Source organism: Rhizobium sp. FG96 (assembly GCF_057808655.1).
This window is the reverse complement of sequence record NZ_JBMDIL010000026.1, coordinates 1-11,450: the sequence shown is the minus strand read 5'-3', so window position 1 is coordinate 11,450 and position 11,450 is coordinate 1. Positions and strand designations below refer to the sequence as shown.

Genomic DNA, 11,450 nt, shown 5'->3' with positions numbered 1-11,450 from the left:
AGGACTCGCAGTCAGCAGGCCGTCATCGCAAGACGGCCTTCACCGTGGGCTTACGTTTTCCCTCTCTAGGATGGAATTGAAACAATGCTGAATTTAGTCACAGCGGTGATAGCGCTTTCACTTATGACAGCCAGTGTGGCCGGGGCGGAAAGCCTCCCGGACCAAGCTGGTCCCACTCCTGGCCCAAGTTCCTCTTCATCGTCTGTTGAGGGTGACATCACCAACCCGAGCGGTTTCGGCTCGGCCGCTGGTGCCCAGAAAGCTCCGGATGCGACGCCTGAGGACGAGAAGAAAACAAGGTGCGCCGATGTGAGCGGGTCTACAAACGATGAGCAAAAACGGGACTGCGTGCGGTAGCTTCGATACCGTGAATGGCCAAGGTGGACCTCGCCTGACTGGGGGACCGTACGCTGCCCGGCGCTCGAAACAGATCGCGGAGGGCGGTCTCCACGGCTTTGTCAGCCAGCCTTGCGAGACTTCAATTCCTTCTGGACTGACTTTTTCAGAGCATCCATTATGTTGACGACGTTGTCGGACTTTGTTTTGTCATCATCCCGGCTCTTTTCCGCTGTTTTCTTCGATGGCTTCTTAGCCTTCTTCTTCTCGGCGATGAGCTTCAACAAGCTTTCCTGGATTGGGTCGGACACCATCTCTGGCGACCAATTCTTGGTACGCTTCTTGATGACCTTTTCGAGCGCGTTGACACCCTCTGCGTCCGATTTCTTGTCGATACCGGTGAAATATTCGTTCTCAGGCCGAACTTCATCGCCATACCGCAGCGTCCAGACAACGATACCCTCGCCACGTGCCTCCAGTATAACGGCGCGCTCGCGGCGGCCGAGAACCACACGGGAGACACCGACAACATTCTGAGCTTTCATTGCTTCTCTAATAACGGCAAAGGCTTCGTCCCCGATCTTGTCGTTCGCGGTGAGATAGTAGGGGGTATCGAGATAAATCCATTCGATCTTGTCACGCGAAACGAATTTCTCGATATCGATGGTGCGCACGGTCTCTAGCTCGACAGATTCCAGGTCCTCGTCGGTGAGAATGACGTAGTCGTCTTCGCCGCGCTCGTATCCTTTGGCCTCGTCTTCGTCCTTGACCGGTTTGCCCGTCACGCTATCAATGTACTGGGAGACAACACGATTGCCGGTTCTTTCATTGAGGGTATGGAAGCGAACCTTCTCGCTTTCTGAAGTCGCGGGCACCATTGCGACAGAGCAAGTAACGAGCGACAGTTTCAGGTAGCCTCTCCAATACGGACGACGCGGAGCCATTGTCAGCTTGCCTTCCTATGTGTGGTTTTGGACTTAGAAGAAGTGGTTGAAGACTTCTTCTTGCCAGAATTTGCGTTGGCTGCTTTCGGCTTCCCTGAGGAACCGCTGCCCATGCCGGCGCTCTCTCTTAAGGCCTTCAGGAGATCGTTGGGCTTCGAAACCTTTACCGGCTTAGGCTTCGGGAGCGATTTGCCCTCGGCCTTGGCCTTTACGAGCGCGGCTAGCGCAGTCTCATATCGGTCGTCAGTCTTGCCGGGATCGAAATCGCCAATTTTGGTTCCGATAATGTGTTTGGCCAAGTCGAGCATCTCCCCTTCGACCTTCACCTTCACAACGTCCTTAAACGCTTCTTCAGAAGGTCGGACTTCATAGTCAAAATTCAGGGTAGTGGCGATCAACCCGTTTCCGTGCGGCCGAATTAACACGGTTCGCATGCGTCGGAACAAGACCGTCCTCGCGATCGCAGTGGAATTGGTCTTACTTAGTGCGTCTCGAATGCTGGTGAAAGCCTCGTTTGCTTCCTCATCCGCCGGGACGAGGAAGTACGGTCTGTCGAAGTACACATCATCGACGTCGCCGCACGGAATGAAGGCCTCGGCTTCGAGCATCTTGTCCGATTCCGGCATCACTGCCGCAACTTCCTCCGGGTCGATCATAATGTACTCACCGTTCCCGGTCTCGAAACCTTTGACCTGCTGGTCACGTTCGACGACTTCTTCGGTTTCGCTGTCAATGAGCTCGCGCTTCAAGCGGTTGCCCGTCTTTCCATTGAGCATGTGGAAACTTATACGTTCCGAGGTCGACGCTGCCGTGTATAGTCCTACTGCGCAAGTCAGCTCGCCAACTTTGAGATGGCCTTTCCATTGAGCACGATGCGCAGTCATGTCGTTCTCCTGTTGATCCAGCTAAATCGTTCTATCGGTCCAGTTGTTCCGACCGCAGTGTGGCCATCTGCGCTCCTTTTCTTTATAACGTCGCAAGTCGGGAAAAGATCGGATTGGAACAAGTCGGTCCGATAATCGGTCTGCTTGGCCGGGCGCATGATGAGCATCTCTTCCTCGCGCACTGTTGCGCGGCATAATCCCACTCAAATTTACTATTCATTGAGCACCGTACGATGCGTCGGCCCGGTGTTGTTTCGGGATCAACTCCCCCGCGATATTGGCTGCCTGCGTGACGTCGACGATGATGTCGCGGCCTGGTCGTGCCAATCTTTGCCTCTGACCGAACCAGACTTCGTCGTCAAACGTGCCGACGTCAGCTTCGCAATTGATGGCCTTCGCGATGACGCTCCACCGCCCTGGGTGCGCGAGGCAGGGCATGCATATGAGCTGATCGAAAGCGATGCTGTCCCGTACGTCCGGTTGAAAAACGCCAAGGATCTTTTGCGCTACGCACGGCACGAAGCCGCATTGTCGGATCGCATCCGAGTGCTCGCGGCTCTGGATGAGCATTCAAGCCTAACCGTTGCGGAAGCGCTGATGGTATTCCGTGAGACGAGCCCGTCGCGGGCTTAGCCTCGCTCTTCTTATAGCGCTTCATCACCTGGATCTGGACGACAGGTTTATTGGACTGGAAACGATAGTCGCCGTGAACCCCGGTAATTTATTAACACGATCGCAAATTACAGCGCCGCAATCGCGGTGGAGGGATAACTATGCCTATCGATCTCGCAGATTTGGCCATTACGTGGTCGGTCAAGAAGTTCGCACACTACCTTTGCATTTGATCGCTCCCTTGAACGCTCCCCAAGCTTCAAACTGGAAGGCGGCCCGCTGTTTGAGCAGCGCCAGCGCAGGTTCAACTCTCTGGAACCGGGTCAAACGGAAGGGCGGGCTGGTCTGGAATACGTTTGCGGCGTGGCCGTGATCTGATCGGCGCATCGTCGTCTTTAAGGAGCGGCTTTGATTTCGGCGGCTTGCTCATCCTGCTTTATCGCGAGCACCTAGCGGTTGCTGAAAGCTTGGCGTGCGGGAACTTAGTTCTCAGATGATACTTCTATTCCTATCGAAGGAGGACGAAAATGTCAGGAAGCAAAAACAAAACCGTGACCGCAACCTTTGAAACGCGCGAAGCAGCGGACCTCGCGGTCGAGCATCTGGTGCAAAAGATCGGTATCGAGCGGACAGATGTGTTTGTTCAAGCCGCCGGTCGTCAGAATTCCTCGGGTGTTGAGGCCAGTGGTGGTGATGCTCCGTCCGCAAATGAAGATGGACGAGAAGACGCTACACTTAGTGGCGAGATCGAAGTCTCAGCGGACGTAGCTGATGATAAGATCACGACGCTCCATCGGACGTTTGGCGATCTAGGGGCGCTGCGTGTCACCGCCAAGTAATGTCGAAGCGCTGAAGATTCGAACGCGTCGTTGAATGGAGTAGGTCATGAGCAAGGACCTGAAGAAGGGCGACCATGTCGTCTGGAAAACCAGCCAGGGTGAGACGACTGGGACCGTCGTCAAGAAGCAGACCAGCCCTACAAAAATCAAAGGTCACCAGATAAAAGCGTCCCGATCAGACCCGCAGGTCATCGTCGAGAGTTCGAAGACCGGAGCAAAAGCAGCTCATAAACCGAGCGCGCTCAAGAAGAAATCTTAATTCGAGTGGGGCGAGATTACCGTTTCCTATCGCAGCGCGATCTAGCAGCGCAATCTCAGGCTTGAAGTAGAGTGTGACGACGGCGCCTGGTTCGGATCGGTCAGTGCAGGGTAGGTCTATTGCTCAAGCCGATGGAAAGTTTGGGGTGTATCCGCGAGCCCACCATCGTCAGTTGCTCGAACGCGTACTCCGCTATCGGCGCAATTGTTCTGCAAGGACCCGCTTCCCGTCTTCAGTCAAAATGAGAGTCGGTTCGCCGTTGAACGCAACCTCCCTCAGGAGAGATTTCTGCTCGAGTGCAGCGATGGCGGCTGACGGGATCCGCTTGTTGCCAACGAGCCAACCTCTATTTGACCGGTACTGACGGCGAAATCTCGCGATAGCGCCCAGGTTGTCGATAGCAGTTTTCGAAATGGACCCACCGTTTGACATGAGAAGGCTCCCAATTGAAGTTCTCTTTCTGTTCATGTGCGCATTCGAGTCATTGCTTTCAAGTGGCCGGTTAAGGACGCGCATCGAACCACCGGCCGTGGAACCCTGTGAGCTCGCAAATGTTTGAGAGTACCGCGACATGCGCATGGCCGCCTCCTGCGTGAGCCTCGCGGCAGGTCGTCCAGACCAGAGCCCTCGGACCGCCACAGGACGAGCGCTTTGAAATCAACCGGCTGCGGCCTTGTGGAAAGGCCGCTTCCTGCATAGGTCAGTCAAATCGACTTCTCCTCGAAAGTGGCCAGAGCGAACAATGATCCTCACCCTTGACGCCGTTCGCAAATCATACCCATCCACTGAAGGGCCAATCGAGATCCTGAAAGGGATCAACCTTAGTGTATCGGCCCGTGAGAGCGTCGCTCTTACAGGAGAGTCTGGAAGCGGCAAAAGTACGCTCCTTCATCTGGCAGGCGGTCTCGATCGGGCAGACAGTGGCTCTGTTGTCATGGACGGCGACGATCTGAGCACATTCTCCGAAGACCAGCGGGCCCGATATCGAAGAACCAAGGTCGGCCTTGTATTTCAGCAGTTCAATCTCATTCCGTCCTTGACGGTCGCCGCAAATATATCCTTCCACGCGAAACTGGCGAAGCGACACGACAGCGTCTGGGAAAGGAAGCTGATCGAGGCCCTGGGATTGGAGCAGTACACTACCCGATACCCGGAACAGTTATCTGGAGGACAACAACAGCGCGTTGCGATAGGCCGAACCCTCGCTGCCAAGCCTCGGCTTATCCTTGCCGATGAACCGACCGGCAATCTGGACGAACAAACCGGTGACGCCGTACTTGATTTGATGCTTGATCTGGCGGGAAGCGCTGGATCGGCGCTGCTGCTTGTCACGCATTCGACCCGTTTAGCGGCTCGACTGGATCGTACCGTACTCCTTCGAGGCGGGAAGATTGCCGAATGAGCGTTCAAGCTTTCAGCGCCCTCCTGTCCCACTGGCGTCGGAAACCCTTGCAGCTCCTGACGCTGGTGATGGGTATCGCGCTCGCAACGGCACTGTGGTCCGGTGTGCAAGCGATCAATACCGAGGCAAGGGCAAGTTATGCTCGGGCGGCTTCGGTCTTAGAGCAGGGAGCGCTAGCGCAAATCGTGGCTAACGACGGCACCGGCATCTCCACGGAGATCTATGGGAAGATTCGGCGCTCAGGTCTCAAAGTCTCGCCGGTTATTGAAGGGATAGTGCGCCTTGAGACAGCCCGCATCCGGTTAATCGGCATAGACCCTTTGACCATGCCCCGAGATAGCCAAACGGTCGCCATTGAGAGCGGAAGCGAGCTCACGAGCTTCTTCGATCCGCGCGGGCAGCTTTTGGTGTCCAGCACCACAGCTGAACAGCTCCGTGGCAATACGGATATGAAAGTCCGGATTGACGCGAACGTGCCGGAGGGCGCAGCCTTCGTGGACATCGCTGTCGCAGATCGACTCTTGGACAAGCGCGGTCGGATCGATCGTCTGGTTGTTGCCCCGGAGCAAAGTCTAGCTGCCAGTTCCCTTGGCCAGTTCTCACCTGCGCTCGTTGTCCGCAGACCGGCGGAGCAACCGGATGTCGCGCGATTGACTGATAGTTTCCATCTGAACCTAACCGCTTTTGGTTTCTTGTCCTTTGTCGTCGGTCTTTTCATCGTCTACTCGGCAACAGGTCTTACGTTCGAGCAACGACGCGGCACATTTCGAACGTTGCGATCCCTTGGGATCTCTCTCCGTCAACTGACAGCGATGCTCGTTGTTGAGCTTTCGATGCTCGCTCTGGCATCTGGCGTGATCGGGGTCATACTGGGCTACGTGATTGCGTCGATTCTCATGCCGGGTGTCGCGGCCACCCTTCGAGGACTTTACGGGGCCAATGTCTCCGGGTCGCTCTCGATCCGCCCGGAGTGGTGGCTTGCTGGACTGGGTATAGCGCTTGCTGGGGCGGCGATTTCTTCCGCTCAAAGCCTCTACAGGATCTGGAAGCTCCCAATTCTCGCCGCGGCGCAACCGCGAGCTTGGGCACGGGCGTCTGCGCGAGGACTGATGATCCAAGCAGGGGTTGGGGGGATACTTCTGTCACTTGCTGGCGCTTTAGCGCTGACCGCATCGGGCCTGGTGGCTGGTTTCGCGGTGTTAGGGTGCCTGTTGCTGGGCGCAGCACTCATGCTTCCGTCAGTTTTAGCAGCCGTATTGATCGGCATGCAGCGTTTGTCACGCAGCGCCATGACCGAATGGTTCTGGGCTGACACGCGTATTCAACTTCCCGGGTTGTCGCTGGCTTTGATGGCACTTTTGCTGGCGCTGTCGGCTAACATCGGCGTTGGCACCATGGTTTCCAGTTTCCGGCTGACGTTTACCGGGTGGCTCGATCAACGTCTCGCCGCCGAGCTTTACGTCACCGCCAAGGATGAAGACGAAGCGGCGAGGTTGCAGGCTTGGCTTCCCTCGCACTCGACCTCCGTCCTGCCAATCTGGAGCACTGAGGGCGATGTTGCAGGGGAGCAGATTCAGGTCTTTGGGGTCGCGGACGACCCGACCTACCGCGAGCATTGGCCACTGATCGCATCACAGGTTGGCGTCTGGGACACGATCGCAAAAGGTGAGGGTGCCCTCGTCAACGAGCAGATGTGGCGGGGCGGTGCGGCGAAATTAGGTGACGCACTAGCCATGCCCGGCGGCTGGAATGCAAAAGTCGTCGGAGTCTTCTCTGACTATGGAAACCCAAACGGGCAGGTCATCATCGGGATTGACGCTTTGACTGCTCATTACCCGCAGGTCGCCAAGCTCCGATATGGCGTGCGTGTTTCTCCTAATAAATCGGGTGATCTGAAGCGACAATTGATCGAGGACTTCGGCCTCCCGGAGACTGCTGTCGTAGATCAAGCCGCGTTGAAGAGGCAATCGCGAGCGATTTTCGACCAGACATTCAAGGTTACTGATGCGCTAAACTTCCTCACCTTGGCCGTAGCCGGTTTCGCCATGTTCTCCAGTCTCCTGACCCTTTCCGCAATCCGGCTTCCCCAACTTGCGCCCGTCTGGGCGATGGGGGTGCGTCGGCGTAATCTAGCTTTATATGAGGTCGCCCGAACGTTGGCGCTGTGGCTAGCTACGTTTATCGCGGCAATACCCGTCGGTCTTGTATTAGCGTGGGTGTTGCTGGCAATTGTGAATGTTGAAGCCTTTGGATGGCGGTTGCCGATGTACGTATTCCCCCTGGACTGGCTGTTGCTTGGTGCAATCGCCTTTCTTGCGGCGCTCGCTTCGGTGTTTCTTCCTGTCCGTCGCCTTGCGACGATAAATCCGGCCGATCTGCTTAGGATTTTTGCCAATGAGCGGTAGAGCAGCTGCTTTGATTTTGGTGGTCGCCGCCATGATGGGTTCAGCGGGAGAAACGCTAGGGCAAGGGTTCGCTGGATTAGGATCGGACGCCCAGGGCTTCGCTATTCCAGAGCGCGGCCATGAACTATCTTTTCCGAGAGATCATGGGGCGCATCCGGAGTATCGCATCGAATGGTGGTACGTCACTGCCAATCTCAAGGGGCAGGACGGCAAGCGATACGGAGCGCAGTGGACACTCTTCCGATCAGCACTCGCCCCGGAAAGCAAGGCTGGCTTCGCTGACCCTCAGATATGGATCGGACATGCCGCTGTCACGACGCCCGACCACCAATACGTCGCGGAGCGGCTCGGCCGTGGCGGCGTGGGCCAAGCGGGGGTCAAGGCTGCGCCCTTCCGCGCCTGGATAGACGAATGGACAATGTCCGCCGTCGACAATTCCAGCTCCGATCCTTTGGCAAACCTCTCACTAAAAGCCGCTGGGCCAGACTTTAATTACGCTTTGAACCTCAAGGCAAACGGTCCGCTTGTGCTCCAGGGCGACAACGGGTTCTCGGTGAAGTCGGCAAGCGGCCAGGCGAGCTACTACTATTCTCAGCCGTTCTATGAAGTCTCCGGAACAATAGAGGTGTCGGGGAAGCCTATCACAGTGAGTGGCAATGCGTGGCTTGACAGGGAGTGGTCCTCGCAACCGCTGGCTTCGAACCAGACGGGGTGGGATTGGTTCTCGCTGCACTTGGCGAGCGGCGAGAAGCTGATGGCTTTTCGTCTCCGCGATGACAAGAACGGGTTTATCTCGGCAAACTGGATCTCTCCTGATGGGCGCACATTGCCGCTGACCGGAGACCAAGTTCGTCTCACGCCACTGCGGACCGCGACGGTCGATGGGAAGCAGGTCCCGGTGTCCTGGCGGATTGAGGTCCCGTCGAAATCGCTTGATGTTCAAACTCAGCCGGTGAACGATCAATCTTGGATGGCTACGTCCACGCCGTACTGGGAAGGCCCTATCTTTTTTGAAGGCTATACCACAGGCGTAGGTTATCTCGAGATGACAGGGTACGAGTAGGCGGTCAGCGAGGTCCGTAACGGCCAGTGTCGAGCCAATAATGGCGATAGACCGGCGGATGCCCCCCTGAGGGTACGTTGTGTTTTGGGAAACGGCTGCAGTAGGTCGGGTTCTCGATGCCCGGGGCGCGCCAGATAGTCGCGAGCTGTTCAAATCCGAGTGATCGCCGTATGCAACACTTGCAAAAAAAACGATTGCGCGTAAATAGATTGTGCACAATCAAATAGGAGATTGACCATGTTCAAAGAAGTTTTCACCGCAGCAGCATTGACCGTTGGCTTGGCGTTTGGTGCCCATGCTGCAGATAAGCCCACGGTGGTGCTAGTCCACGGAGCGTTTGCTGACGCCTCTAGCTGGAATGGAGTGATCACTCGGTTGGAGAAGGACGGGTATCCCGTTGTTGCAGTCGCCAATCCGTTGAGAAGCGTGAAGGGCGACGGCGATTACGTCCGCAAGGTACTGGCAGGCCTTAAGACCAACGTGGTTCTCGTAGGCCACTCATACGGTGGGTCGGTCATCAACGAGGCAGCCAAGGGCAGCTCAAACGTGAAGTCATTGGTCTTCGTCGCCGCATTTGCGCCTGACGTTGGCGAAACAGCACTCGCTCTTTCGGGGAAGTTCCCCGGTAGCACGCTGGCACCGACACTCGCAGAGCCCGTTTCCCTGGATGATGGATCGAAAGATCTCTACATCCAGCAGGATAAGTTTCACGACCAGTTTGCCGCTGATGTCTCGGCAAGTGAAGGTAAACTGATGGCTGCTACCCAGCGACCGATCGCCGACAAGGCACTCGGCGAGGCTTCGACTGTCGCAAGCTGGCAGACGGTCCCCTCCTGGTTTGTATACGGTGACGCGGACAAGAACATCCCACCTGAGGCGCTGGGCTGGATGGCAGAACGAGCTCACTCCAAAGAGACGGTCGTGGTGAAGGGCGCGTCCCATGTCGTAATGGTCTCCCACCCTGAGAAGGTAGCGAAAGTCATCGAAGACGCAGCCGCTGGTAAGTGATTGTTATTGGCGGCTGCTCAGGCAGCCGCTTTCAGCTCAACAGGGTTTCTTCAACGGAGGCCGGCGGCCCGAGCTTTTGGATTCGGCGCACGACTTGGGGAAACACTATAGCGCGGGTGGTCGGGGCAGGGCGTCACCCGTCGCGCCTCCCTACTTCGGAAATCCGTCCGTCGTAATGGACGTTACGGTGACGACAGTGCGCTCAAGGATGCGCTTGCTCCTGTCACGGTGCCTGGCACCTTCGAGACAGGCGAATGATCGATCCACCTTTATTGGGCGGATTCCGCCGAGCTGCGGCCGCTGGATGATCCACGGATTGCAATGGCGATCGAGGTTCTGGACCGGACGGGAAAAACGCCGGTGATAGCCCAGGAGGGACGAGATACCAGAAGGATACGCGATCCTGGCACGGCAAGGCTTGGACGGCCGCTCGAATTTAACGCTAGTTTCAATAATGGGTTGCGCATACCGTTGCCGAGGCCATAGCGAACGCATTGCCCAATGCTGAGCAGGTTGCTGATCGCTGGCATCTAATGGAAAATTCCAGTCGAGCCTTCCTCGATACAGTCAGCAAGTCGATGCGACAGATCAGGCAGGCGGTCGGCAGCAATGTTGTTGCTCCCAAGCTTCTGACATACGCTGAAAAGCTGCAGTATGAAGGGTATCTACGCCGCCAGGAAACGAACGAGGCGGTTCGTGAGCTGTCGAAGAATGGAACATCAATTCGGCAGATTGTGCGGCAAACCGCCCATAGCCGAAAGCTCTTTCGCGTTTCAAGGGGGCAGCGTCTCGACGTATTCCGAACACGGCCCAGCTCTCTGGATAGCTGGCTGCCTTGGCTCACAACCGCTGAGAAGAAGGGGCACGTAACGCGCTTCGGCACTCTGGCGTGAACTGAAGACGAAGGGCTTTACGGGACAGAGTGGCGTCGTATCGAAATGGGCTCAACGCCGTCGTCTTGCGGAAAAGGCTAATCAGAGCGGGCTCGCCAGAACGCCATCGGCACGTGTCATCGCTCGGCTCATGACCACCGCGCGCGATGACCTTGCAAAGTCCGAAGCGATCCTCGTCGCGGCGATCGAAGTGAACGTCCCGGACCTTGTGGTTGCCCGCACGGTCATCGGGGACTTCCAGTCCATGATCCGCTCGAAGACTGCGCGTAAGCTGGACGAATGGCTGGAAGCTGCCAGGAGCAGCTTGGTCGGATCGTTTGCCGGCGGCATTGGAAAGGACCTCGATGCCGTCAGAAATGCAATTATCTCACCTTGGTCGAACGGCCAAACAGAAGGTCAGATCACACGCTTGAAGCTCATCAAGCGCCAGATGTACGGAAGAGCAAAACTCGATCTGCTGCAGGCGCGGTTGATAGGCGCGTCGTAGGGGCTGCACATCAGCAAAAGTGCGTCAGAGCCAACTCTCAGCGCAAATCGACAGCGGCGGGGTATCTGTAAGGGTGCGGGATCGTCATGTCGGTCTCCTGATGTCTTCAGGAGTTTTTGGGAGCCGCCTGCAAGAAAGAAGCGCTGGTTCGGTTCGAAGAGGTCGACAGGTGCCGTTTTTGAGCTAGGGCTTATATCCTATAATTGTAGCGCGTCCTTGAGCCGTACATAAAGTTCCATAAGATAGATTATGCGATACATCCTTGTAGCCACAAAGTTAGAATGTCCTGTTTCTGCAAAGTTGGAATGTCACACTCCC

General features: G+C 56.5%; 11 protein-coding genes and 1 pseudogene. 9 read left to right on the top strand and 3 right to left on the bottom strand.

All coding sequences use genetic code 11. The annotated features are described in order from the left end of the window. Positions 1-458: 458 nt before the first annotated feature. Both ku (ACODR6_RS31795) and ku (ACODR6_RS31790) read right to left on the bottom strand, forming a co-directional pair. On the bottom strand, positions 459-1,280 hold the full coding sequence (gene ku, locus ACODR6_RS31795; protein ID WP_489026542.1) for a non-homologous end joining protein Ku: 822 nt from the start codon (positions 1,278-1,280) through the stop codon (positions 459-461). Between the two features lie 2 nt (positions 1,281-1,282). Beyond that, a complete protein-coding gene (ku, locus tag ACODR6_RS31790) occupies positions 1,283-2,164 on the bottom strand; it encodes a non-homologous end joining protein Ku (protein ID WP_489026540.1) in 882 nt (293 codons plus the stop codon). 156 nt (positions 2,165-2,320) lie between these two features. Here ku (ACODR6_RS31790) and ACODR6_RS31785 point away from each other — a divergent pair, with 156 nt between their 5' ends. Further along, positions 2,321-2,797, top strand: a complete 477-nt coding sequence (locus ACODR6_RS31785; protein ID WP_489026538.1) for a hypothetical protein — start codon at positions 2,321-2,323, stop codon at positions 2,795-2,797. 261 nt (positions 2,798-3,058) lie between these two features. Here ACODR6_RS31785 and ACODR6_RS31780 read toward each other — a convergent pair. Further along, positions 3,059-3,206 (bottom strand): annotated as a pseudogene (locus tag ACODR6_RS31780) (non-homologous end-joining DNA ligase); the annotation flags it as partial. Between the two features lie 97 nt (positions 3,207-3,303). Here ACODR6_RS31780 and ACODR6_RS31775 point away from each other — a divergent pair. From ACODR6_RS31775 to ACODR6_RS31740, 8 genes are all read left to right on the top strand, one after another. After that, positions 3,304-3,615, top strand: a complete 312-nt coding sequence (locus ACODR6_RS31775; RefSeq protein WP_413708938.1) for a hypothetical protein — start codon at positions 3,304-3,306, stop codon at positions 3,613-3,615. Between the two features lie 46 nt (positions 3,616-3,661). Next, the gene (locus ACODR6_RS31770; protein WP_112716125.1) at positions 3,662-3,874 is read left to right on the top strand and encodes a hypervirulence associated TUDOR domain-containing protein; all 213 of its coding nucleotides are present in this window, start codon (positions 3,662-3,664) and stop codon (positions 3,872-3,874) included. Between the two features lie 742 nt (positions 3,875-4,616). Further along, positions 4,617-5,276 carry an ABC transporter ATP-binding protein gene (locus tag ACODR6_RS31765; RefSeq protein ID WP_112716129.1) on the top strand — a complete coding sequence of 220 codons (660 nt, stop codon included), beginning with the start codon at positions 4,617-4,619 and terminating at the stop codon, positions 5,274-5,276. Further along, a complete protein-coding gene (locus ACODR6_RS31760) occupies positions 5,273-7,681 on the top strand; it encodes an ABC transporter permease (protein ID WP_489026535.1) in 2,409 nt (802 codons plus the stop codon). The genes ACODR6_RS31765 and ACODR6_RS31760 overlap by 4 nt, the downstream gene beginning before the upstream one ends. Next, the gene (locus ACODR6_RS31755; RefSeq protein ID WP_130279502.1) at positions 7,671-8,744 is read left to right on the top strand and encodes a lipocalin-like domain-containing protein; all 1,074 of its coding nucleotides are present in this window, start codon (positions 7,671-7,673) and stop codon (positions 8,742-8,744) included. The genes ACODR6_RS31760 and ACODR6_RS31755 overlap by 11 nt, the downstream gene beginning before the upstream one ends. Before the next feature lie 237 nt (positions 8,745-8,981). After that, a complete protein-coding gene (locus tag ACODR6_RS31750; RefSeq protein WP_148195155.1) occupies positions 8,982-9,752 on the top strand; it encodes an alpha/beta fold hydrolase in 771 nt (256 codons plus the stop codon). Between the two features lie 494 nt (positions 9,753-10,246). Continuing rightward, positions 10,247-10,645: a hypothetical protein gene (locus ACODR6_RS31745; protein WP_489026532.1), complete on the top strand. Its 399-nt coding sequence runs from the start codon at positions 10,247-10,249 to the stop codon at positions 10,643-10,645. A gap of 1 nt (position 10,646) precedes the next feature. After that, positions 10,647-11,132, top strand: a complete 486-nt coding sequence (locus ACODR6_RS31740) for a transposase (protein WP_489026544.1) — start codon at positions 10,647-10,649, stop codon at positions 11,130-11,132. The last annotated feature ends 318 nt before the right edge of the window (positions 11,133-11,450 follow it).